General features: G+C 72.3%; 23 protein-coding genes. 7 read left to right on the top strand and 16 right to left on the bottom strand.

Translation table 11 applies throughout. From position 1 onward, the window contains the following. Positions 1 to 60: 60 nt before the first annotated feature. Complete coding sequence (locus AB0D04_RS12880; RefSeq protein WP_362702353.1) at positions 61 to 753, bottom strand: HAD family phosphatase; 693 nt, start codon at positions 751 to 753, stop codon at positions 61 to 63. Between the two features lie 5 nt (positions 754 to 758). Further along, entirely contained in the window at positions 759 to 1,262 is a 504-nt protein-coding gene (locus AB0D04_RS12875) for an Lrp/AsnC family transcriptional regulator (protein ID WP_362702351.1), read from the bottom strand. A gap of 211 nt (positions 1,263 to 1,473) precedes the next feature. On the opposite strand from AB0D04_RS12875, the gene AB0D04_RS12870 reads away from it, so the two are divergent. The 3 genes from AB0D04_RS12870 (at position 1,474) to AB0D04_RS12860 (ending at position 5,759) form a co-directional block, all read left to right on the top strand. Beyond that, positions 1,474 to 2,790, top strand: coding sequence for a DUF5685 family protein (locus AB0D04_RS12870; RefSeq protein WP_362702350.1), 1,317 nt, complete (start codon positions 1,474 to 1,476; stop codon positions 2,788 to 2,790). A gap of 225 nt (positions 2,791 to 3,015) precedes the next feature. Continuing rightward, positions 3,016 to 4,518, top strand: coding sequence for an FUSC family protein (locus tag AB0D04_RS12865; RefSeq protein ID WP_362702475.1), 1,503 nt, complete (start codon positions 3,016 to 3,018; stop codon positions 4,516 to 4,518). A 143-nt stretch (positions 4,519 to 4,661) separates the two neighbouring features. After that, positions 4,662 to 5,759: a lactonase family protein gene (locus tag AB0D04_RS12860; RefSeq protein WP_362702349.1), complete on the top strand. Its 1,098-nt coding sequence runs from the start codon at positions 4,662 to 4,664 to the stop codon at positions 5,757 to 5,759. 39 nt (positions 5,760 to 5,798) lie between these two features. Here the strand turns inward: AB0D04_RS12860 and AB0D04_RS12855 are convergent, their stop codons facing one another. From AB0D04_RS12855 to AB0D04_RS12825, 7 genes are all read right to left on the bottom strand, one after another. Then, entirely contained in the window at positions 5,799 to 6,140 is a 342-nt protein-coding gene (locus AB0D04_RS12855) for a nuclear transport factor 2 family protein (RefSeq protein ID WP_362702347.1), read from the bottom strand. A gap of 286 nt (positions 6,141 to 6,426) precedes the next feature. Further along, on the bottom strand, positions 6,427 to 7,284 hold the full coding sequence (locus AB0D04_RS12850) for a hypothetical protein (RefSeq protein WP_362702345.1): 858 nt from the start codon (positions 7,282 to 7,284) through the stop codon (positions 6,427 to 6,429). Between the two features lie 188 nt (positions 7,285 to 7,472). Continuing rightward, positions 7,473 to 8,504: a BadF/BadG/BcrA/BcrD ATPase family protein gene (locus AB0D04_RS12845; RefSeq protein WP_362702343.1), complete on the bottom strand. Its 1,032-nt coding sequence runs from the start codon at positions 8,502 to 8,504 to the stop codon at positions 7,473 to 7,475. Then, the gene (locus AB0D04_RS12840; RefSeq protein ID WP_362702342.1) at positions 8,485 to 9,417 is read right to left on the bottom strand and encodes a phospholipid scramblase-related protein; all 933 of its coding nucleotides are present in this window, start codon (positions 9,415 to 9,417) and stop codon (positions 8,485 to 8,487) included. The genes AB0D04_RS12845 and AB0D04_RS12840 overlap by 20 nt, the downstream gene beginning before the upstream one ends. Before the next feature lie 225 nt (positions 9,418 to 9,642). Further along, the gene (locus AB0D04_RS12835; RefSeq protein ID WP_362702341.1) at positions 9,643 to 10,320 is read right to left on the bottom strand and encodes a uracil-DNA glycosylase; all 678 of its coding nucleotides are present in this window, start codon (positions 10,318 to 10,320) and stop codon (positions 9,643 to 9,645) included. A 51-nt stretch (positions 10,321 to 10,371) separates the two neighbouring features. Continuing rightward, positions 10,372 to 11,457, bottom strand: a complete 1,086-nt coding sequence (locus AB0D04_RS12830) for an exo-alpha-sialidase (protein ID WP_362702339.1) — start codon at positions 11,455 to 11,457, stop codon at positions 10,372 to 10,374. A gap of 90 nt (positions 11,458 to 11,547) precedes the next feature. After that, positions 11,548 to 12,645 (bottom strand): NADH:flavin oxidoreductase/NADH oxidase, encoded by a 1,098-nt coding sequence (locus AB0D04_RS12825; protein WP_362702338.1) that lies wholly within the window; start codon positions 12,643 to 12,645, stop codon positions 11,548 to 11,550. A 146-nt stretch (positions 12,646 to 12,791) separates the two neighbouring features. Between AB0D04_RS12825 and AB0D04_RS12820 the strand changes: the two genes are divergently transcribed. Further along, complete coding sequence (locus tag AB0D04_RS12820; protein WP_362702336.1) at positions 12,792 to 13,172, top strand: ArsR family transcriptional regulator; 381 nt, start codon at positions 12,792 to 12,794, stop codon at positions 13,170 to 13,172. A 69-nt stretch (positions 13,173 to 13,241) separates the two neighbouring features. On the opposite strand, the gene AB0D04_RS12815 is transcribed toward AB0D04_RS12820, so the two are convergent. Beyond that, a complete protein-coding gene (locus tag AB0D04_RS12815) occupies positions 13,242 to 14,606 on the bottom strand; it encodes an FAD-dependent oxidoreductase (protein WP_362702334.1) in 1,365 nt (454 codons plus the stop codon). 138 nt (positions 14,607 to 14,744) lie between these two features. Here AB0D04_RS12815 and AB0D04_RS12810 point away from each other — a divergent pair, with 138 nt between their 5' ends. Continuing rightward, positions 14,745 to 15,668: a DUF6214 family protein gene (locus AB0D04_RS12810; RefSeq protein ID WP_362702333.1), complete on the top strand. Its 924-nt coding sequence runs from the start codon at positions 14,745 to 14,747 to the stop codon at positions 15,666 to 15,668. Here the strand turns inward: AB0D04_RS12810 and AB0D04_RS12805 are convergent. From AB0D04_RS12805 to AB0D04_RS12795, 3 genes are all read right to left on the bottom strand, one after another. Beyond that, entirely contained in the window at positions 15,653 to 16,288 is a 636-nt protein-coding gene (locus AB0D04_RS12805; RefSeq protein ID WP_362702332.1) for a helix-turn-helix domain-containing protein, read from the bottom strand. The genes AB0D04_RS12810 and AB0D04_RS12805 overlap by 16 nt on opposite strands. Positions 16,289 to 16,497: 209 nt before the next feature. Next, on the bottom strand, positions 16,498 to 16,833 hold the full coding sequence (locus AB0D04_RS12800; RefSeq protein ID WP_362702474.1) for a hypothetical protein: 336 nt from the start codon (positions 16,831 to 16,833) through the stop codon (positions 16,498 to 16,500). 240 nt (positions 16,834 to 17,073) lie between these two features. Then, complete coding sequence (locus AB0D04_RS12795) at positions 17,074 to 18,645, bottom strand: APC family permease (RefSeq protein WP_362702331.1); 1,572 nt, start codon at positions 18,643 to 18,645, stop codon at positions 17,074 to 17,076. A gap of 255 nt (positions 18,646 to 18,900) precedes the next feature. Here AB0D04_RS12795 and AB0D04_RS12790 point away from each other — a divergent pair, with 255 nt between their 5' ends. After that, the gene (locus tag AB0D04_RS12790; RefSeq protein ID WP_362702330.1) at positions 18,901 to 19,419 is read left to right on the top strand and encodes a lytic polysaccharide monooxygenase auxiliary activity family 9 protein; all 519 of its coding nucleotides are present in this window, start codon (positions 18,901 to 18,903) and stop codon (positions 19,417 to 19,419) included. 156 nt (positions 19,420 to 19,575) lie between these two features. Continuing rightward, the gene (locus AB0D04_RS12785; protein WP_362702329.1) at positions 19,576 to 20,523 is read left to right on the top strand and encodes a hypothetical protein; all 948 of its coding nucleotides are present in this window, start codon (positions 19,576 to 19,578) and stop codon (positions 20,521 to 20,523) included. A gap of 235 nt (positions 20,524 to 20,758) precedes the next feature. Here the strand turns inward: AB0D04_RS12785 and AB0D04_RS12780 are convergent, their stop codons facing one another. The 3 genes from AB0D04_RS12780 to AB0D04_RS12770 all read right to left on the bottom strand — a co-directional run bounded on the left by AB0D04_RS12780 (position 20,759) and on the right by AB0D04_RS12770 (position 23,104). After that, entirely contained in the window at positions 20,759 to 21,166 is a 408-nt protein-coding gene (locus AB0D04_RS12780) for a DUF779 domain-containing protein (protein ID WP_362702327.1), read from the bottom strand. Continuing rightward, complete coding sequence (locus tag AB0D04_RS12775; RefSeq protein WP_362702325.1) at positions 21,166 to 22,689, bottom strand: aldehyde dehydrogenase family protein; 1,524 nt, start codon at positions 22,687 to 22,689, stop codon at positions 21,166 to 21,168. Before AB0D04_RS12775 ends, AB0D04_RS12780 begins: the two co-directional genes overlap by 1 nt. A gap of 175 nt (positions 22,690 to 22,864) precedes the next feature. Beyond that, positions 22,865 to 23,104, bottom strand: coding sequence for a cupin domain-containing protein (locus tag AB0D04_RS12770; RefSeq protein ID WP_362702472.1), 240 nt, complete (start codon positions 23,102 to 23,104; stop codon positions 22,865 to 22,867). Positions 23,105 to 23,109 lie beyond the last annotated feature (5 nt).

Here is a 23,109-nt window from a genome sequence, read left to right as displayed (position 1 = left end):
CGCCCGTGCTGAGACGTGCGTCTCACCGGATACCGGGGGACGACGGGACGAACGGGTCGCCTACGACCACCCGAGCCACTCGTACGCGGCCCGCGCCGTGAACTCCCCCTGGCCGCCCCTGAACAGCAGCCCCACGTGCGCAAACGCCGGATCGCCGGCCGTCTCCGTCACGTACGGGACCGCAATGCACCGCATCCCCGCCCGGTGTGCCGCCAGCGCGCCGGGCGGCGCGTCCTCCAGCACCACACACGTCCCGGGCGCGACGCCCATCCGGCGCGCGGCCTCCAGGAACACATCGGGCTCCGGTTTGCCGCGCGCCACCTCCTCCGCCGACACCGTCGTGGTCAGCAGCGCATTGAGCCCCGTACCGTCCAGCACCGCCTCGATCGCGGCACGCGACGACCCGGAGGCCACCGCCATCGGATGCCCGGCCGCGTGCAACTGCCGGACGAGCTCCCCCATCTCCGGGAAGACGGCGGTATGCGTACGCGCCAGCTCCAGATAGGCGCGGTTCTTGCCCGCCAGCAGCTCCTCGACCGGGGCGTCGATGCCGAACTCCCGGCGGAGAATCTCCAGTGTCTCGCGCGTCCCGATGCCGATGAAGCGGGCGTGGTGCTCCCAGCGGAAATCCGTCACCCCGTAGCCGGCCAGCAACCGACGGCCCGCCTCGTAGTAGTTCGGTTCGCTGTCCACCAGCGTGCCGTCGAGGTCGAAGATCACCGGAGTCGGCGGGGCGGGGTATCCGGTCGTCATGCGGCTCACCGAGGCGTGTTGCTACGGGTGCCGGTTCCGGAGCCCGCGCCGCCCACCGCCTCGACCAGCGGCAGCATCCGGTGCGGCACCCGCTCGCGCAGCGCCATCTCCGTACGGGTGCGGACCACGCCCGGCAGGCTGATCAGCCGCTGGATCACATCCTCGAGATGCGCCGCATCGCGGGCCACCACCCGGGTCAGCAGATCCCCGCCCCCGGTCGTCGAGAACGCCTCGATGATCTGCGGCACCTCCGCCAGCGCGGTGGCCACCTCCTCCAGGTGCCCCTGTGTCACCTCGATGTGCACAAAGGCGAGTACGGGGTGCCCCAGCGCGGCCGGTGACAGCCGCGGGCTGTACGCCGTGATCACCCCGTCCCGCTCCATCCGGTCCAGCCGCGCCTGCACCGTCCCGCGGGCCACGCCGAGGACCCGGGCGTACTCCCGCACGCTGGTGCGCGGCTGCTCCAGCAGCAGCCGGAGAATCTTGGCGTCCAGGGCGTCGACGGGCATGGCCGGACGGAATCCTTACGGTCGGAGGGTGGGGGCGGCTGCGGTCTCTGGACTGTACCAATGGCGCGCCGAGCGGCCGTCTGACGACATTTCAGTCGTGCCTGACCTGCGCCAGGGGTGTGTGTTCAGGTCAGCGGTGCGCCCGGTAGATTCCGTGCCGCTGCTGTCCAGGCGCGGCTCACGCCGGTGTCGTCTTACGGGGGATTTCCACGTGTTCGGAATTGTCAGGCCCTGCTCCCATCGCCTCTCCCAAGGGCTGAAGGCGGAGTGGATGGCCCATCTGTGCGGTCTCTGCCTCGCCCTGCGGGCCGATCACGGGCAGTTCGCTCGGGTCGTCACGAACTACGACGGTCTCATCGTGTCCGTCCTGACGGATGCTCAGACCGGTACGGCGGGCGCCGCGCGCCGTACCGCAGGGCCCTGCCCGCTGCGCGGCATGCGCACCGCTTCGGTGGCGAAGGGGGAGGGCGCGCGGCTGGCGGCCTCGGTGTCCCTCGTCCTGGCCTCGGCGAAGATACGCGACCACGTCGCCGACAGGAACGGCATGCTGCGCCGCCGCCCGGTGGCCGCCGCGGCGCGCAAGGTTGCCGCGGGCTGGGACCGGGCCGGGGCGCGTACCGGTGCCACGCTCGGCTTCGACACCGCCGTACTCGTCGATGCGGTCGACCGCCAGGTGGGCATCGAGGAGCTGGCCGGCCCCGGCACCGCGCTGACCGTCATCACGGAACCGACCGAGACGGCGACCGCCGCGGCCTTCGCGCACACCGCCGTCCTGGCCGGCCGGCCGGGCAACGCGGCGCCGCTGGCCGAGGCCGGGCGGCTCTTCGGACGGCTTGCGCACCTCCTCGACGCCGTGGAGGACCGCGCGGCCGACGCCGCCGAGGGTGCCTGGAACCCGCTCACCGCCACCGGCGCCACCACCGCGCAGGCCCGCCTGCTGTGCGACGACGCCGTGCACGGCATCCGCCTCGCGCTGCGCGATGTGGAGTTCGCCGACTCCGCCCTGGTGCATGTGCTGCTGGTGCACGAACTGCGGCGCTCGGTGGACCGCGTGTTCGGGACGGGGACGTGCTCCCATCAGGGGCACGGGGCGCCGGGTGACGGCCGGCCGCCCCAGTACGGACAGCAGCCTCCGCAGTACGGCCAGGCGCCGGCCGGTGGCCCGTACGTCCAGGGGCAGCAGCTGAACGGCCCGCAGGCCCCGTACGCCGGGGGCCCGGTGCCGCCGGGCGGTTCCGGTGGCGGCCACGGCGGCCACGGCGGCGGTTCGGGCGGCGGGGAAGGCGGGACACCGCAGTTCCCGAAGCCGCCGAAGAAGCCCCGTGGTCTCATCGCGGGCTGCGCGGTCGCCATCGGGCTGTGCTGCACCTGTCAGCTCTGCTGCACCGAGCACGAGGGACCCTGGTCGCGCAAGAAGCGCGAGCCGTGGTGCGACAGCTGCGACTGCTGTGACTGCGATTGCTGCAGTTGCGGCGATGGTGACGGCTGCGGTTGCTGTGACTGCTGCAGCTGCTGCGATTGCGGCTAGCCTCCGCCCGCCCCCGCCGGTCACCGCCGTCGAGCGGCAGTGGTCCGTTGGCCTACAGCCGGCGCACGCCATACGTGCCCGGCTGGGCCAATGGCCCAGCATTTCCGACGCCGGTTGAGCCAAGTGGCGTCCGGATGGTGTGATCTTCCCGTCGATGGCGCTGCGGATTCCGCGGCGCCTTTTTCATGGAGAAGCGCCGAGGAGCCCTGGACCGTGCTGAAGAGGATGTTCGTCGCCCCGGACCCGGGACGGCTGCGGCTGCGCAGCGCGGCCCGAGCGGTTCTCGGCATCGGACCGGCCGTGACCGTTGCGGGCCTCGCCGGTCACTCCCTCATTGCGGCCATCGCAGGCGGCCTCGCCGCGCTGCTCGCGCTCTTCACGGTCACCGACGCCACGGTCCGGGGCCAGGCCGTGACCACGGCCTGGCTGCCCGCCGTCGGCTTCCCGGTGCTCGCGCTGGCGACGGTGCTGCACGACCACCCCCTGGCGCGCGATGCCGCATTCCTCGGCATCGTGGGCGCCGGGGTGTACGCGCGCCGCTGGGGGCCGCGCGGCCATGCCCTGGGGATCTTCGCGTTCATGATGTTCTTCATGGCGCAGTTCCTGCGCGCCGTGCCGGCCCACCTGCCCGAGCTCTACGCCGCCATCGCGCTCTCGCTGGTCGTCTCGTCGGCGGTCCGCTTCGGCGCCTGGTGCTACGAGCGGCGCTTCCCCGCGCCCACGGTCCCCGCACCGCCGGTCGCCCGCGGCCTCGCCCGGACGACCACCCGCCAGGCGGTCCAGGCGACCGCCGCCTGCGCCTTCGCGCTCGGCGTCGGCCAGATCCTGTCCGCGGACCGCTGGTACTGGGCCGTCGTCACCGCCTGGTGGATCTTCGTCAACACCTCCTCGCGCGGCGAAACACTGGTCCGCGGCTTCCGCCGGGTGCTCGGTACCTTCGCCGGCATCGCCGCGGGCCTGCTGGTCGCCGTCCCGCTGCACGGCGCACCCGTCCCCACCGCCGCACTCGTCGCTGTCTGCGTCTTCGGCATCTTCTACACCGCGGGCCCGTCCTACAGCTGGATGATGTTCTTCGTGACCGTCATGGCGGGCCTGCTCTACGGCCTGCTCGGCGTGCTGCACCCCGGTCTGCTCGCGCTCCGCTTCGCACAGACCGCCGTCGGCGCGACCGGGGCGGCGCTGGCCGTCGCGCTCGTCCTGCCGGTCACCACGCATGCCGCGACGGACGGCTGGATCCAGCGTGCCGTGCACTGCGTACGGGACTGCACGGCGGTATCCGCCCGCCGGCTGGCCGGTGACGCGGCGGCCGACCCGTCGCCGTATGTCGCCGAGCTCGAGCTCCTGCTGGGCCGGGTACGGCTCTCGCTCGTCCCTCTGCTGCACCCGCTCAATCCGCTGCGCCACCGGAAGGCCCGCGCCCGCCAGGTGATGGCCTGCCTCGACGACTGCGCCGCCCAGGTCAGGGGCCTGGCCGAGGTCGCCGCCGACCCGGCCGCCTCGCACGACGCCCGGCTGACCGCCGCCTGCCAGCGCGTGGAGACCGTCGTGGGCGCCCTGTTCGCGCCGGGCGCGCAGCCCGCCGTCGCCCCTGCCGCGCTCATTGCCGCCCCGCACCACCACCCCGGCGCCGAACGCGCCCTGGCCCACCTCCACGGCCTGGAGTCCGCGCTCACCGCCCTCGCCCAGCCGGTCCGCAGCTCCCCGCGCGCCCCGTTCGCGCCCTCCTGACACCCCACCGGCCACGCGTCACCCCGCCGCCACACACCCGCACACGGCCCACGGACGGGTACCGGCCAACCCCGCAGGCGCCGCGTCCCCGGCTGTTAGCGTCGCCCGCACCTCTATCGGGCAGGCGGACGAAGGGCGGACCCATGGGGACGACGGACAGCGGCCGGCGCGCGTACATCGGATCCTTCACCACGGCAGGCGGCCTCGGCATCACCACGGCGGACGTGGACCCGGCGACCGGCGCGCTCACCCTGCGGCACTCCACCGACGCCGTCCCCAACCCCTCCTACCTGGCCCCCAGCCCCGACGGGCGGTACCTCTACGCGGTCAGCGAGCTCCCCGACGGCGCGGCGGCGGCCTTCGCCCTCACCCCGGAGGGACCCGTACCGCTCGGACCCGCCGTCCCGGTGGGCGGCGCCGACCCCACCCACCTCACCCTGGCCGCGGGCCGGCTGCTCACCGCCAACTACAGCTCCGGCAGCGTCAGTTCGCTCCCCGTACGGGCCGACGGCACCCTCGGCGCCCCCGCCGCCGTGCTTCACCACCGGGGCAGCGGCCCCCGGCGCGACCGCCAGGAGGGCCCGCATGCGCATGCCGTGCTGCCGGATCCAGGTGGCCGCTGGCTGCTGAGCGTCGACCTCGGTACGGACTCGGTCCGCGTCTGCGTCCTCGACGGCGCCGACGGGACGCCGGCCGTACACGACGAAGTGGCGCTGCGGCCCGGCAGCGGACCGCGCCATCTCGCCTTCCATCCGCGCGGCGACCGCGCCTACGTCATCAATGAACTCGACCCGACCGTCACGCTCTGCCAATGGGACGCCGTCGCAGGCACCCTCACACCCCTCGGCGAGACCCGACTGCTCCCGGACGGGACCGACGCGGGCTCCGCCTCCCAGGACTCGTCGAAGAGCGGAGGCGGAACGCAGTCGAGCGGAACCTTCCCCTCCGAATTGGTCGTTTCCCCGGACGGCCGGTTCGCCTGGGCCGCCAACCGGGGCCACGACAGCATCTCCGTACTGGCCGTCGACCCCTCGGGCGATTCCGCGAGGCTCCGTACGACCGTCCCCTGCGGCGGCCACTGGCCCCGTGACCTGGCGCTGCACCCCGACGGCCGGTACCTCTACGCCGCCAACGAACGCTCCGGCGACGTCACATGGTTCACCCTCGACCCGGATACGGGCATCCCCGCACGGTCCGGATCCGTGGACGCCCCGGCGGCCTCCTGCGTGGTGTTCGTCTGACTCGCCCTTCGTCCGGTGCGCACGTGCCCTGACCGGCCGTCACCCCTGCGGGAACTGCCCGCCGAAATACACCTGGGTCTCGGTCACCCGGCCCTCCCGGACCGTCATCACCTCGACATTGCGATGGCGTTCGCCGGTCGTGAGCTCGTACTCGTAGCGGACGAAGACCTGGTCGCCGTCGGCGGGCACGGTGTCGAGGATCTCCTGGGAACGGAACCGGTGCGCCGTGGGGAAGCAGCGCGCGAAGAACGCGGCCTTGTCGATGTGGTCGTCCAGCGGACTGGTGAAGACGAAATCCTCGGCGAGCAGCCGGTCCATTGCCTCGCGGTCCTGGGCGAGATAGCTCGCGAAACAGGCCCGGACGACATCGGCGTTCGACATGGCGCTTCCTCCCGGAGGCGGACCCGCGCGCGGCGCGGGCAGGGCTTCTCACGTGGTCCGTCGTGCGCTCCGTGCACCGTAGCCGCCAGACAGCCGGGAAACGCCCTGACGGCGCCGCTCGCGGCCGCGCGGCGCCCCGGACGCCCGTACCGCGCCCGGCCCCATCCCAGGGCGTCTGAGGGGCATCTGCGCCGCTCAGTGCCCCTGCTCCGCACCCGGACACGGCGAAGGGCCGCCCCGCGCACTGCGCGGGGCGGCCCTTCACGGTCTGCCGCGGAGACGTGCTCTAGCGCATGACCGGCGCACCCTGCTCCAGGGTGATGCCCACCGCCGCCGCATAGTTCGACAGCACCAGCCGGCCCACCGCGCCGTAGGCGCCGAGTGCCTCCGCCGATGCGCAGTCCGCCTCCGCCGCGGCCGCCCCCAGCAGGCCGTCGGCGAGTTCGGGGCCGATCAGGTACGGGGCCAGCGCCAGCTGCTGCGAACCGGAGCCGCGCAACTGCTCGGCCGTACGGGCGATGGCGCCCTCCTCGTCCAGCCCGGCGGCCAGCACCGGCACGGCCAGCCGCGCCGAGAGCAGCATGCCGGTGATCCCGGCGGCCTGTACGGCCTCTTCGCCGCCCACGGTGGCCAGGATGATGCCGTCCGCGGCGGTGGCGACGGTGAACAGCCGGGCACGGTCGGCGCGCGCCAGACCGGCCTCGGAGAGCCGCACGTGCAGCGCCTCGGCGAGCAGCGGGTGCGGGCCGAGGACATCGGTCAGGTCGGCGCCGGAGCCGCTGTTCATGATGGCCTGGCGTATCCGGCGGAGCAGGGAGCTGTCCGGACCTGCCAGCAGCGGCACGACCACCGCGGCGGGCTGGTCGGCCGGACCGTCGTGGCCGATCCGGGCCTTCTGCTCGGCGCCGGCCCGGGCCAGTACGGCCTCCAGCGCCGGGAACTCGCCGTCGCCACCGTCGACATAGCCGATCCGGGCGTCGAGACCGGGCAGCTCGGAGCGGGCGATGCTGGAGACCTCGTCCGCCAGGCTGCGGGAGGCGGGGGTGGGGGTGCCGGGCACGGCCAGCACCAGGGCCGGTGCGCCCTCGGGTGCGGCGAGCGGCTCCGGCTTGCGGTGGCGGCCGGACTGCCGTGCGCGCGGCATTCGTACAGGCAGGCCGGGTGCGGCCCCCGGGCTCGGGGATTCGGCGTCAAAATAGGGCGAGCCAGGTGCGGGCCCAGTGGGGGAACTCATGGCGCCGCATGCTAACGCCTCGGACCCCTCCCGCGCCGAGGGAGGGTTCGCCGTCGAGGTATCCGTCCCGATTTATCCCGCGCGTCAAGGTGGTGCAATCACCCCACAGGGCATGTGATCTGCAACAACTTGCCGTCGGCGGGCAGTACCAGGCTGTTGTGGGCCAGCGCCGCGGCGATGGTCAGGGCCCCGTCGAGGGGGCTGCCGGCGGCCGTCTCCCGGTGGGCGTCCGGCAGCCGTGCGGTGAGCGCCGTACGCAGCGGGGCCAGCAGCGGCTCGCCGATCCGGAACAGGCCGCCGGTCAGCGCCACCGTGCGGGGTCCGCCCGGCGGGCAGACCGCGGCCGCGGCATCGGCGATATGGCGCGCGGCGTCCTCCAGGATGCCCGCGGCCACCGGGTCGTCGGCGGCGCAGCGTGCCACCTCCGGTGCGAACGAAGCGAGGACGGCGGGCCGGTCGGGCCGGGGATAGAGCGCGCCGGGCAGTGCGCCGACCGGTCCGAACTCCGCCTCCGCGCGGGCCAGCAGAGCGCGCGAGCCGCCCGGCCGGCCGTCGTGCGCGCGCATCGCGGCCTCCAGTCCGGCGCGGCCGATCCATGCGCCGCCGCCGCAGTCGCCCAGCAGGTGGCCCCAGCCGTCGGCGCGGCGCCAGCCGCCCGCCGCCGTCAGGTCCGTCCCCATGGCGATCATGCCGGTGCCCGCCGCGACCACGGCACCCGGCCGTTGGCCCAGTGCCCCGGCGTACGCGGTGACCGCATCGGCCGCCAGCGCCAGGTGAACCGCCCCGAACGCCGTCGCCAGCGCCCCCGGCAGCCGGGCGCGCAGATCGTCCCCGAGCGTGGCCATCCCGGCGGCGCCCACACAGATGGCGGCCGGGCCGTCCGCGCCCGTCTCGCGCAGCAACTCCTCGGCGGCGGGCACCAGTTGGGACAGGAGATGGGCCGCATCGATCCCGGCGGGGCCGGTGTGGACCGGCTCCTGCGTGGTACGGGTGGCCAGGGGCCGGGGCGGCCGGCCGTCGTCGGCGCGGGCGAGCGCGATCCGCAGTCCCGAGCCGCCCGAGTCGGCTCCCAGGACGAACGGGCCGGGCGCCCGGAGCCGGGCGCGGGGCTCAGCCAAGGCCGCGGGCATCCTGCTTGAGGGCGGTGTCGACGGTCAGCGCCGTGGCGACCACCAGGCTCAGCAGCGGGTCGGGGAGCTGCCGGTGGATCTGCAGCACGTAGTGGTCCGCGGTGGTGAACATCGTCTTGGCCGGCCCCTCCCAGGTCTTGGTGATCCGGGCGACCTCGGTGTCGGTGTGGTCCACGATCGCAAAGTTCCAGGCGCGCCAGTTCTCCGCCTTGATGGCGCCGACCTGATGGCCGCCCGCCGTCATCGAGAAGTTGATCTTCCCGATGGCGTTCTGCTGCACGATCTCACCGACCGGCTGCCCGCCCGGGCGCTCCACCAGCACCTTGGACTTGATGATCTTCGCGGGCCGGGTCAGCACCAGCTGCGGCTGCCCGTACGCGTCGCGGATCTCCAGCTTGTGGGTCATGTACTGATCTAGGCTGGAGGCGACCCGCAGCACCTTCTTGGTCGTGCTCTGGCCGACCTGGACGACCGTGCCGAGGGAGTTGCCGTGCTGGTCGAAGACGCCGTACTCGTTGGTGACCTCGATCAGCTTGGCCTTCTGGTTCACGACGAGGACCGGCTCGGTGAACAGGGAACCGCCGCCCGGACCGGCAGGCGCGGCTCCGGCCTGCTCCTGGACCTGGTGTTGCACGGCCGGGTCGGCGCCCGGTCGGCCCGGATACGGGGCCTGCTTCTGGAGGGCCTGCGGCTGTGCGGTCCGGGCCGCCGACTGTGCGTGATGAGACGCGGGCTGCTGTGGTGCCGGTTGCGCCGCCTGGGGCATCGGCTGCGGCTGGGCCTGGACCGGTGCCTGCGGCTGTTGTCCCGGATGGGTGTGTTCGGTCCACTGCGAGCCGTCCCACCAGCGCAGTTGCTGGGGGGTGCCCTGCGGGTCGGCGTACCAGCCCGCAGGGATGTGCGCGTTTGTCATGCGGGAACACTAGGCGCTGTCGTCGAACTCCCGCCTGCCTCGCGACGCTCCCCCAGCCAACGCTGGGAGGTGCCCCCAGGCGCGCGCTCCCCACGCCTGAACGGCGCGGGGGGACCCCCGTCCCGCGCCCTTGAGGCGTGGGGGAGATCGGAGTGCATTAGACGCCGCGAGGCCCGCCCTCCGGGCGAACGACGGGAGTTCGACGACAGGGCCTGACGCCCGGGTTCAGGGCAGCCTCCAGTCCACGGGCTGCGCCCCCTGCCGCACCAGCAGATCGTTCACCCGGCTGAACGGCCGCGACCCGAAGAAGCCCCGGTCGGCGGACATGGGGGAGGGGTGCGCCGACTCGACGGCCGGCAGATCGCCGAGCAGCGGCCGCAGATTGCGCGCATCGCGCCCCCACAGAACCGACACCAGCGGGCGGCCACGCGCCACCAGCGCGCGGATGGCCTGCTCGGTGATCGCCTCCCAGCCCTTGCCGCGGTGGGCCGCAGGCTTGCGGGGCGCGGTGGTCAGCGCCCTGTTCAGCAGCAGCACGCCCTGCTCGGTCCAGGGGGTGAGGTCGCCGTTGGACGGCCGCGGCATCCCGAGGTCGGAGTGCAGCTCGCGGAAGATGTTCTCCAGGCTCCCCGGCAGTGGGCGGACGTCCGGCGCCACCGAGAAGCTCAGCCCGACCGCATGCCCCGGCGTGGGGTAGGGGTCCTGCCCGACGATGAGCACCCGCACCTCGTCGAAGGGCTGTTGGAAGGCGCGCAGCACATTGCTGCCGGCCGGGAGGTACGTACGTCCCGCGGCGATCTCCGCCCGCAGGAAGTCGCCCATCGCGGCGATCTGTCCGGCGACGGGCTCAAGTGCCTTGGCCCAGCCCGGTTCAACGCTGTCATGAAGAGGTCGTGCAGCCACGCGATCACCCTACTGGCTCAGCGCCGCTCCCCTTCAATCCATGGCCTTGGCTCACCCCACGGCAGCCGCCCGTACGCACAGCACATCCGGCAGATGGGAGGCGACCTGCTGCCAGCTGTCGCCGTCGTCCGCGCTGGCGTAGACCTCGCCGTTGCGGTTGCCGAAGTAGACGCCCGCGGGGTCGGTGTCGTCGACCGACAGCGCATCCCGCAGCACCGTGCCGTAGTGGTCCTCCTGGGGCAGCCCCGCGCTCTGCGCCTCCCAGCTCCGGCCGGCGTCGGCCGTGCGGTAGACCCGGCAGCGGTGGCCGGCCGGCACCCGGTCGATATCGGCGGTGATGGGGAAGAGGTAGGCGACATCCCCCTTGCGCGGATGCGCGGCCACCGCGAAGCCGAAGTCGGAGGGCAGCCCGCTGCCGATGTCCGTCCACCCGGCGCCCGCGTCGTCGCTGCGGTAGACGCCCCAGTGGTTCTGCAGATACAGCCGGTCGCGGTTCACCGGGTCCTGCGCGATCTTGTGGACGCACTGGCCGAATTCGGGGTGCTGGTCGGGCAGGAAGACCGCCTTGACGCCGTGGTTCGACGGCGCCCAGCTCGTGCCGCCGTCGAGGGTGCGGAACACCCCGGCCGCGGAGACCGCGACGGTCACCGCGTCGGCGTCCCGCGGGTCGGTGATCACCGTATGGACGGCCAGCCCACCGCCGCCCGGCACCCATTGCTCCCGGCTCGGGTGGTCCCACAGCGGCCGTACCAGCTCGAACGTCTCGCCGCGGTCCGCCGACCGGAACAGCCCGCCGGGCTCGGTGCCCGCGTACACCACATCGGGGGCGGCCGGACCCGCCGGATGCAGCTGCCACACCCGCTCCAGCGAAGTCCCGGTGTACTGCGGGTACTTGACCGCCGGGCGGGACGGTTCCTGCCAGCTCTCGCCGAGGTCGTCGGAGTGGAACACCGACGGGCCCCAGTGGGTGCTGTCGGCCCCGGCCAGCAGCCGGGGTCTCGGGCCGCGGGTGTCGATCGCGAGCGAATAGACCGCCTGCGCGGCGAAATGCGGGCCGCTCAATTCCCACCCGTCATGCCGCCGCCGGCCCAGGAAGAGGCCCTTGCGGGTGCCCACCGCAAGGAGTACGTCCGTCATGCCAAGCACCTCCGAAACGCCGTTGTCTCAGGTAGTGGTCAGTGTGCACCCGACCACTGACAACGGCGTCCCGGCGTGTGTCCGTGCAGGTCAGACGGCCCGGTGGTACTGCTGCGGGGTCGCCACCCCGGCGCCCAGCTCGCGGGCCGCATGGCGCACGAAGGACGGGTTGCGCAGCAGCTCGCGGCCGAGCAGCACCACATCCGCCTGACCGTCCGCCACGATCTTCTCGGCCTGCCGCGTCTCGGTGATCAGCCCCACGGCGCCGACCGGCAGCGCGGTCTCCCGCTTGACCCGCTCGGCGAACGGCACCTGGTATCCCGGCCCGGTCGCGATACGGGCCCGCGGCGCATTGCCGCCCGTGGAGGTGTCCAGCAGATCCACCCCGTGGGCCAGCAGGTCCGCGGCGAAGCGCACGGTGTCGTCGGCGGTCCAGCCCTCGCGCTCGTCGTCCTCGTTCTCGGTCAGCCAGTCGGTCGCCGAGATACGGAACAGCAGGGGCAGCTCCTCGGGCCACACGGCGCGCACCGCGTCCACCACCTCGAGGGCGAAGCGGGTCCGGTTCTCGTACGAGCCGCCGTACTCGTCGGTGCGGTGGTTGGTGTGCGGCGACAGGAACTGGCCGATCAGATAGCCGTGCGCGCCGTGCACCTCGGCCACCTGGAAGCCGGCGTCCAGCGCCCGGCGCGCGGCGTCCGCGAACTGCCCGACGATCTCCCGTATCCGCGCCGCGCTGAGCCCGTCGGGGGCCGGGTGCCCCTCGTCGAACGGCAGCGGGCTCGGCGCGACCGTGGTCCAGCCGCCCTCATCGGAGGCCAGCGGGCCGCCGCCGCGCCAGGTGGCGTCGGTGGACGCCTTGCGGCCGGCGTGCGCGAGCTGAATACCGGGGACGGTGCCCTGCTCCTTGAGGAAGGCGGTGATCCGGCGCAGCGCCGCCACCTGGCGGTCGTTCCAGATCCCCAGGTCGTACGGGCTGATCCGGCCCTCCGGGCTGACGGCGGTGGCCTCGGTGAGGATCAGCCCGGTGCCGCCGGCCGCCCGCGCCGCGTAGTGGGCGAAGTGCCAGTCGTTCGCGACGCCCGCGTCGGGCCCGGTGGCCGCCGCGGAGTACTGGCACATCGGTGCCATCCAGAGGCGGTTGGCGATGGTCAGGGACCGCAGGGTGATGGGCTGGAACAGCGTGCTCACGGCAATCTCCGGGGTTCGGTTTCGCAAGGGCTTGGGCTTGCCTGCGGTCGTACGATAAGCGTCGTACTACGGTGGATGTCAAACTACGAAGGTTCTCGTACAATGGAGTCTCCGCCGACCGCGCCGCACGCACTCCGGGAGCCGACATGACGACCCACACGACGTCCAGGGCGTCCCAGGGCACGCCATCCGGCTCCCGGTCGCTGGAGCACCCGGCGCGCGAGGACATCCGGCTCGCCGACGTCCTGCACGCCCTCGCCGACCCGATGCGGCTACGGATCGTGTGCGCGCTGGCCGCCGCCGAGGGCGAGCTGAACTGCGCCGATATCGAGCTGCCGGTCAGCAAGTCGACCTGTACGCACCACTATCGGGTGTTGCGCGAGCACGGCGTCATCCAGCAGATCTACCGGGGCACCGCCAAGATGAACGGGCTGCGGCGGGCCGACCTGGACACCCTCTTCCCGGGCCTGATCGACGGCGTGCTGCGCGCGGCGGACCTCCAGGCCCGGCGCCTCGGCGACGGCTGATCTTCTTCCGTACGGCCTCCCGTACGGCTTCCCTTGCGGCCTCCCGTACGGCCTCGGGCGCCGGGCCGCTCACCCGGTTGCGCGCGCCGCGTCCAACAGCCCTTCCCAGTCCGGCAGTTTGACGGTCCCGCGGCCCAGCTGGTGACCCCAGTCCGCCTCCGCGGCCTCGATGGCCAGCCACCCTGCCCAGGGCACCGGCGTCTGTCCCGTCAGCCGCAGCGCCGCCACCGGGTCGTCGGCCGTGTCGCGCTCCGCCAGTGCGGCGGCATCCTCCAGCAGCGACGCCGTGGTCTCCTTCGCGCACGGCCGGTTGGTGCCGATCACCCCGGTGGGGCCGCGCTTGATCCAGCCCGCCACATAGGCGCCGGGGCACGGCACCCCGTCCCGCAGCACCCGCCCCGCCAGATGCGGCACCGTCCCGCGCGTCTCGTCGAACGGCAGGCCCGCCTGCGGCGTCCCCCGGTAGCCGACCGAGCGCAGCACCAACTGCCCCTCGATGTCCTCGAATTCACCGGTCCCGGTGACCCCGCCGTGCCCGTCCGGTGCCGTCCGCTCGAACCGCACCGCCCGCACCCCGGTGGCGGCGTCCCCGACCACCTCGGCCGGCCGCAGGAAGAACCGCAGATGGATCCGCCGCGTCGGCCCCGGCCCCGCCGCCCCCTCGGCCGTCCGCTCCGCCCAGCCGCGCAGCACCTCGACGTTCCGCCGCCCCACGGCCGGCAGGCCGCTCGGATCGCCGTACGCCGGGTCCAGCGCCAGCTCCTCGGGCCGTACGAGCACCTGCGTACCCGGCAGCGACCCCAGCTCCCGCAGCTCCTTGGTGGTGAACTTGGCCTGCGAGGGGCCGCGTCGGCCCACCATCCAGACATCCTCGATACGGCTGTCGGCGAGCGCGCCGAGCGCCCCCTGGGGCATGTCGGTGGTGGCGAGCTCCGCGGCGCCGCGGGCCAGGATCCGGGCCACATCGACAGCCACATTGCCCACACCGATCACGACCGCGGAGCGGGCCGCCAGGGCGAAGCGGGCGGCCGCGGCATCCGGATGTGCGCTGTACCAGGCGACGAAGTCGGTCGCGGAGTGGCTGCCGGGGAGGTTCTCGCCGGGGATGCCGAGGTGGCGGTCGGTGGCGGCGCCCACGCAGAACACCACCGCATGGAAGATCTCGTGCAGCTCCCGCAGCCCCAGCCCCGGTGCGCCCACCTCCACATTCCCCAGGAAATGCACCTGGGGGTGCTCCAGCACCGTCCGCAGATTGCCCTGCAGTGACTTGATCTTCTCGTGGTCCGGTGCGACGCCGTAGCGCACCAGACCGTACGGGCACGGCAGCCGGTCCAGGACATAGACCTCGATATCCGGTACGGCCTGCTGTTCGACCAGGGACTGCGCGGTGTACACACCGCTCGGTCCCGATCCGATGACTGCGACACGAAGCACGGGTGGCCCCTTCCGCGGAGTACCCCCAGGATCGCACCGGCGGGCCCACGGCGGGAGATGAGCTATCGGGGTTGCTCCCGGGTGTGATGAGCGTGCCGCGCCCCTGGGGCTGATGTACAGGGAGCTACGTTTTTCCCTGTGTCGGAAAGTGACTTTTGTACCGTTAATAGCCGATATAAAGCCCAAGGCGCGGCCGGGGAGTGGCCTGCCTGGGAGCTCCAGGGGTACGGCACGGCCGCACCCGCTCCCGAGCCCGTCGACCCCGACGACCCGGACGTCGTCCTCGGGCTCGAGACCGCGCCGCCCCGGCTCGACCCGCTGGGCCCCTGGTTCAGCGCCCGGCTGACCTTCGCCGACGGCGCCCGGATCGATGTCCTGGTGGCCGTCTCCGACGACGGCCTCACCGTCGAGGACATGCGCGCCGATCCGCCGCTGACGCTCGACGAGCTCGCCACTCTGGGGCGCTGGATCGACGGGCCCCTGGACGATGCGTGTCGGCTGGCGACAGGGCGGCCGCGGAAGGGGCGCACCCCGGAGGAGTGGCACCAGGAGCCTGGGCAGGACCTGGGTCAGGACCTGGGGGCGCACCGGGACGAGGCGGGCGACGGGGCGCCCGCACAGGAGGTGGCGACGCCCCCGGTGGAGGCTGCCGTCCACGGTGAGGGCGCGCTCTGCGGCCAGGGTGAGCGCCTCGGCGACGCCGACCGTACGGCCGCCGTGTGCGACCGCACCCCACGGCCCGCCGAACCGGCCGATGCCCCCGATTCCGCCGAGGCGCCCGAATCCGCCGGGCCCCCCGAACGTGCCGAGCAGCCCGTCGGCCCCAGAGCCCCGGCCGCCCCGCCCGCCGACCCCGGAGCCCCGCCCGCCGTCCTCGCCCGGTCGCGCGTCAGCGAGCGCCGCAGGCTCGCCGCGGACGCCTACCGGACGGCCCAGCGGACCGGCCAGGACCCGGTCCTGGCGGTCATGAACGCCACCGGCCGTAACCGCCGCAGATCACTGCGCCTGATCGCCGGTGCCCGCGACGAAGGGTTCCTGACACCTCGTCACAACAAGCGCTGAACTCGCCCCTCCGGCCGCTCCTGCGGCGGCACCCCCAGCTCCCACTCCAGCCCGTACCGCTGGAACAGCTCGGCGCGCATCAGGTCCCGCGAGACCGGCGCCCCCGGCAGCAGTATCGGCACCACCGAACCCATCAACTGCGCCCGCAGCAGCGGATAGTCGGCGTCGGGATCGGGCGATCCGTACGCGACGACCACGCCCCGCAGCAGCTGCGCCAGCCGCTGTTGTTCGGGGCACTGGATGAATCCCTCGGCTGTCAGGATCCCGGCCATATGGGTCCGCATCAGCACCGGGTGGTCGTGCGCCAGTCCGAGGATCGCATCGATGGCGCGCGCCATCAGCTCGCGTCCCGCGTCCGGCCCGCTCGGCTCCGGCTCGCGTTCCAGCGCCGCCTGGAGCGTCAGATGCATCAGCCGGTGCACGGCCGACTGCAGCAGCTGGCGCTTACCGGGGAAGTAGTACGAGACCAGACCGCGGGCGGCCCCCGCGCGCTGCGCGATATCGCCGAGCGTCGTCGCCTCGAATCCGCGCTCGCCCACCAGCTCGACGGTCGCTTGGAGCAGCCGCTCCCGGGAGCGCCGTCGCAGCGCTTCATTGACCGATGCGCTCCGGGGGGACATGCTGTACTCCTGCGTTGACTGGCTGGGAGCCAGTATACTCGGCAGGCCCCGGATATCTGCCGCTCAGCAGGGATCCGGTCAAGCTGCCTGATTCGGGCGACGCGGGGGATCGCCCGAATCGGGCGGTGGGGCGTCGGCAGGTGCCGTACGCCGGGCTGCGGCCCGTACCCCGATTCCGGCCTCGGCCCGCAGCCCTCGGTCCTCGGTCCTCAGTCCCCGGCGACTCCGTGCGAGGTGCACAGCGCCCAGATGATGAAGGCGTCGAGCGCGATCAGGACGATGGCCCACAGCGGGTAGTGCGGCAGCCAGATGAAGTTGGCGATCATGCTCAGGCCTGCCAGCGTGACACCGACGACGCGGGCCCATGCGGCCCCGGTGAACAGCGCGGCGCCGGCGAGGGCGACCACGATGCCGAGGATGAGGTGCACCACGCCCCAGCCGGTGAGGTTGAACTGGAAGACGTAATTGGGGGTGTTGACGAATACGGTGTCCTTGGCGATGGCGGAGACGCCCTCGAATATCGCCATGATGCCACCGAAGATCATCAGGACCGCGGCGAACACGGTCCACCCACCAGCCGCGCCGCCTGTGTGGTTGCGGGGCGTATGTCCCACGGGGGTTTCGCCGGCGTGAGTGGCCATCTCGGGCTCCTAACGCGAGAGACGATGCCGCGGTCCGGGCCAGCCGACGCGCGGCCTCTCCACCAGCCTGACACGGCGTGTACGGGTCAGCATCCGCAGTTCATACGCCGTCAAACGGTCCGGGAATGCGCAGCAGGTGAGGGATCAGTTCGGTTCCCGGTCCCTTTCATGGGCGGTCACCGCGATGATTTCCTTACGGAAAAATGCGGGGCTGATCACCCGGTACACCAGCATCAGCACACCGCCGAGGGCCAGTCCGCCGATACCGGTGACAAAGACGCCGCCCAGATGCCAGTGCGGCGGGAACGGCAGCGTCCACGAGGTGCTGCCGTAATCAGGGGCGGCGTAGACCACGCAGGCATTGACGAAGAAGTAGAGCAGCAGTACGCCGCCCAGGCCCGGCATGATGCCCTTGGTCCACAGCGTGCGGGGACCGACCCGGAGCACTTTGCGGAAGTACCAGACGCAGGCGAAGCCGGTGAGCCCGTAGTAGAAGGCGATCATCAGGCCGACCGACCCGATGGAGTCGGCCAGCAGGTTCTCGCTCACCCGGGTCAGCAGCACGAAGAAGACGATGGATGCCAGGCCCATGCCGACGGTGGACCACGTCGGGGTCAGGAAGCGGGGGTGGATGCGGGCGAAGTGCGCCGGCAGGGCCTTGAAGGTGGCCATCGAGAGCGTGGTGCGGGCCGTGGGCAGGATCGTGGTCTGGGTGGATGCCGCAGCGGAGGTCAGCACCATCAGGATCAGCAGCTTGGTCAGGACCTGCCCGCCCGCACCGCTGCCGAAGACCTCGCTGCCGAGGTTGGACAGCACATCCGAGGCATTGTGCGGATTCGCCAGCCCGATGCCGGTGCTGCCCGCGCCGGCGAAGCTCTGCGCGGACGTGGTGACCAGGAGATACACACAGAGCAGGATGACGGTCGAGGTGACCGCGGCGCGGCCCGGCGTACGACTGCGGTCCGCGGTCTCCTCGTTGACCGCTACGCAGCTGTCCCAGCCCCAGTAGATGAACACCGTGGTGAGGATGCCCGTGGTGAAGGCGTCGAGGGAGCGGATCTGCAGGGGGTTGAACCATGACCAGGTGATGTGCGTCGACGTGCCGGGCGCCGAGCCCGAGTAGACCTGCACCAGTGCCGCCACCGCGAGCACCAGCAGCATCACCACCTCGATGGTCAGCAGGACCTTCTGCAGGTTGGCCGAGACCTCGATGCCGATGTAGCAGATCCAGGTCATCAGGGCGATCCACACCACCCCGGCCACCGTGGTCCACAGGGTGTTGTGCGCCAGCCCGCGGGCGCCGACGAGCTGGAACCCGTACTGTCCGGCGATCTGCGCCAGGTTCGCCATGACGATGATGTCCGCGGCGACGATGCCCCAGCCGCCCAGCCAGCCGGTGTGCGGCCCGAACGCCCGCGAGGCCCAGGTGAAGGTGGTGCCGCAGTCCGGGTCGGCCTGGTTGAGCCCCTTGTACCCGTAGGCGATGAGGAACATGGGGAGGAACGCCAGGATGATGATGACCGGGGACTGGAGACCGGCGACGGCGACGATGACACCAAGAGTGGCGGCCAGGCTGTAGGCGGGGGCGGTGGACGCCAGCCCGATCACGGTGCTGGAGAACAGTCCCAGCGCGCCGCTCCGCAGCCCCTTGTCCGTGGCAGCCGGGTGCGCTCCGCCGGAGGGGCCCGCGGGGGGCGGGGCAGCGGACGACGTCATGGTCTCCTCCGCTCGCTGAACAAGCGGCACGTCACCCCCAGAATTCTCCTCCGTTGCCAATCGCCTTTCAACACGAGCGCTTTCGTGCACCGACGGGAGTACGGCGGCGGGGCGCGCGAGGGGCGTACGGCAGCGTGAGGGGGGCCGAACCCCTTGACCGTACGCGGTCAGCGAGTAAAGTCCAGACCAATTGGAACACCCTCGCGTCACTCCCTTACCCCCCACTCAATGCACGCGGAAGGGTTGACAGTTGACATGAACAAAAAGAGAAGGCTGGCCCTCGCCATCGGCGCCGGAATCGCTCCCCTCCTCGTCGTCACCATGCCGGCCTCCCCGGCCAGTGCCCACGGCTATGTGTCCACGCCGCCCAGCCGACAGGCGCAGTGCGCCGCCGGCACCGTCGAGTGCGGCCCGATCAAATGGGAGCCGCAGAGCGTCGAGGGCCCCAAGGGACTGACCAGTTGCAGCGGCGGCAACAGCCAGTTCGCCGACCTCGACGACGACTCCAAGGGGTGGCAGGTCACCCCGGTCGGCAGCTCCCAGACCTTCAACTGGAAACTGACGGCACGTCACTCCACCAGCACCTGGCAGTACTTCGTCGGCGGCCAGAAGGTCGCCGAGTTCGACGACGGCGGTGCGCAGCCGCCCGAGACGGTCTCGCACACCGTCGACTTCGGCGGCATCACCGGCAGGCAGAAGGTCCTCGCGGTCTGGAACATCGCCGACACCGCGAACGCCTTCTACGCCTGCATCGACGTCAACATCGGCGGCTGACCGGCAAGTCCGCGGCCCCGCCCGCGGGGTGGTGCGCGGGCGTGCTACGCGCCCCGCACCGCCTCCGAACAGGAGGAGTCCGTCCGGCGCGGCAACGGCACCCGTTACGATCGGCCCCATCATGGCCGTCGTTCGGGCCGTTGCCGGGAGGAAGAGATGGGACTGTTCCGCCGAGGACCCAAGCGGGATTCCCGCGACGTTGCACGCGATGCCGAGTTCTCCTTCTTCTCCGAGCGCGAGGGCGGCTTCTTCAGATCGCAGGTCCGGCAGGCGTTCGCCGAACAGGGCCTGGAAGTCACCGCCTACGCAGGGGTGGTCGCCGACTCCGCAGGCCGCCAGTTCGGCCTCGGCAATCTCGCCGCCGTCTGCCACCGCGACCGGCGCGGCGAGCGCAGCTGGCCCTCGCTGATCCGGGACCACGTCGGCAAGGTCCTGCGCACGATGGACGGCCCGCAGCCGCTGGAGATCCTTTCCGAGGACGAGATCCGGGCCTGCCTCTACCCCCGCCTCGTCGCCCAGGAGACGCTGCCCGCCTCGGACTCCTTCCGTTACGGCCGCGAGCACGCACCGGGGCTGCGCGAGGTGCTCGCCCTCGATCTGCCCGAGGCGGTGCAGACGCTCAGCGAGGACTCGCTCGCCGATCTCGGGGACGTGGCCGAGCTGCGGATCCGGGCGATGAACAATCTGCGCGCCCTGCCGGTGGAGGGGCACCAGACGCTGCGCCGCGGGGACGGCTCGGCGTTCGAGGTGCTGCTCGGCGACTCGTTCTTCACCGCGAGCCGGGTGCTGGTGCTGGACGAGCTGGTGCAGCGGATCATGGGCACCGAGCTCACGCCGGACGGTGCGCTGGTCGCGATGCCCTTCCGGCACCAGCTGGCGTTCCACCGGATCCACGATGCCCAGGTCATCCCGGCGCTCCAGGCGATGGCGCAGTTCGCGGCGGCCGGGCACGAGGACGCGGCCGGCGCGATCAGCCCCAAGGTCTTCTGGTGGCGCCGCGGCGTCCTGACCCCGCTGAGCGAGCTGCACGGCGACGGGCTGCGGGTGGTCGTGGACATGGACTTCCAGGACATGCTGGAGCGGCTGGTACAGGACGAGGCCTGAGCGGCGGCGCGGCCCGCCCTGTACCGGGCCCCGGCTTCCGGGGACCCGCCGTACGGAGTCCGGTCCTCTTTACGGAGCCCCGCCGCACGGCGCCCCGTATCGCCTCCGTACCCGTATCACCCTCCGTACCCGTATCGCCTCCGTAAAGAATTCGTCCGGCCGGGAATGCCTGCCGCCGCCCGTCCGTTGTACGGAGTGAGGTCCCGTGCTCTCCCCCGTGCGCGGGGCCTCACCCTTACTCCCCGAGTTCGGCCCGCTCCGTATCGGTGAACAGCCGCGAGCGGATCAGAAAGCGGACGCCCTCGGGTGCCTCCAGCGAGAATCCGCTGCCCCGGCCGGGGACGACGTCCACGGTCAGATGCGTGTGCCGCCAGCGCGCGAACTGGTCCGCCGACATCCAGAACCCCACCGGCTCCGGCACCCCCTCCACGGCCAGCCGCGCCAGCAGCGCATCCGATGATCCAATGCGGAATTCCCCGGCCGGGTAACACATGGGCGCGCTGCCGTCGCAGCACCCGCCGGACTGGTGGAACATCAGCGGACCGTGCTGAGCGCGGAGCAGCCGCAGCAGCTCGACGGCCGCCGCGGTCAGCCCGATCCGCGCGGCGCCGCCGCCCGTCCCGGCCGTCTGCCCCTCCTCCATCAGAAGAAGCCCAGCTTCTTCGCGGAGTAGCTGACCAGCAGGTTCTTCGTCTGCTGATAGTGGTCCAGCATCATCTTGTGGTTCTCCCGGCCGATCCCGGACTGCTTGAAGCCGCCGAACGCCGCGTGCGCCGGATAGGCGTGGTAGCAGTTGGTCCACACCCGGCCGGCCTGGATGGCACGCCCCGCGCGGTAGGCGGTGGAGCCGTCCCGGGTCCAGACGCCCGCGCCCAGGCCGTAGAGCGTGTCATTGGCGATGCCGATCGCGTCGTCGAAGTCGGAGAACGGGGCGACGGCGACCACCGGGCCGAAGATCTCCTCCTGGAAGACCCGCATGTCGTTGTTGCCTTCGAAGATCGTCGGGCGGACGTAGTAGCCGCCCTCCAGCTCCCCGCCCAGCTCGGCCCGGGAGCCGCCGGTGAGGACCCGGGCGCCCTCCTTCTGGCCGATGTCCAGATAGGACAGGATCTTCTCCAGCTGATCGTTGGAGGCCTGCGCGCCGATCATGGTGTCGGTGTCCAGCGGGTGCCCCTGGACGATCTTCTCCGTACGGGCCACGCCCGCGGCCAGGAAGTCGTGGTAGTGGCCGCGCTGGATCAGCGCACGGGACGGGCAGGTGCACACCTCGCCCTGGTTGAGGGCGAACATGGTGAAGCCTTCCAGCGCCTTGTCCTGGAAGTCGTCCACCAGGGCGGAGACATCGTCGAAGAAGATGTTGGGGCTCTTGCCGCCGAGTTCCAGCGTCACCGGCCGCAGATGCTCGGACGCGTACTGCATGATCAGGCGGCCGGTCGTGGTCTCGCCGGTGAAGGCGACCTTGGCCACCCGCGGGCTCGAGGCCAGCGGCTTGCCCGCCTCCACGCCGAAGCCGTTGACGATATTGACCACGCCCGGCGGCAGCAGATCCGCGATCAGGCTCATGAAGAAGTGCACCGAGGCGGGTGTCTGCTCGGCCGGCTTCAGGACCACGGCGTTGCCCGCGGCCAGCGCCGGGGCGAGCTTCCATGTCGCCATCAGGATCGGGAAGTTCCAGGGGATGATCTGGGCGACGACCCCGAGCGGCTCGTGGAAGTGGTACGCGACGGTGTCCTCGTCGATCTCCGAGAGGGTGCCCTCCTGGGCGCGCACGGCGCCCGCGAAATAGCGGAAGTGGTCGATGGCGAGCGGAATATCGGCTGCCAGGGCCTCCCGTACGGGTTTGCCGTTCTCCCAGCTCTCGGCGACCGCCAGGGCCTCCAGGTTCGCCTCCATCCGGTCGGCGATCTTGTTGAGCACGGCGGCCCGGTCGGCGGCGGGGGTACGGGCCCAGCCGGGCGCCGCCGCGTGCGCCGCGTCCAGGGCGCGCTCCACGTCCTCCGCGGTGCCGCGGGCGACCTCGGTGAACGGCTGCCCGTTGACCGGCGTCGGGTTCTCGAAGTACCGGCCCAGCGCGGGCGCCACGAACTCGCCGCCGATCCAGTGGTCGTAGCGGCTGCGGTAGCTCATGACGGCATCGGCGGAACCCGGGCTGGCGTAACGGGCCATGGGGCGGCCTCCCAATCGCTCTCGGCGCGGTGCCCGCCGCTCCCGTGCGGCGGGCGGTGCGCGCAGGGTAGGGCGGCGGACGTTGCGGGAACGTTGCGCGGTGGGCGGGCCGGGGCGCACCGCCGTCGCGGCGGCCGGTCCCGCGCAGATCCGGGGGGACACCGGGGGACAGCCCTCAGGCCCGTTCCACGATCAGGAGGGTTCCGTGGCTTCCCGGCCGCACCGCGTGCCGGGTCCCCGCGGGGACCAGGTAGAGCTCGCCCGCCCCGACCGGCACGCGGTCCCCGTCGACGTCGAGTTCGAGCCGGCCGTCGAGCACGAGCAGCGCCTCGGCGTCGTCATGGCTCTCCTCCGCAACGGGCAGCCCGTTCATCCGCAGCACCTTCACGCAGGCGGAACCGACCCGCCCGAGCAGGAGAG

The sequence above is a fragment of the Streptomyces sp. NPDC048483 genome, from assembly GCF_040651455.1.
Lineage (GTDB): Bacteria > Actinomycetota > Actinomycetes > Streptomycetales > Streptomycetaceae > Streptomyces.
The sequence above is the reverse complement of the archived record's forward strand: the minus strand, read 5'-3'. Positions and strand labels throughout refer to the sequence as shown.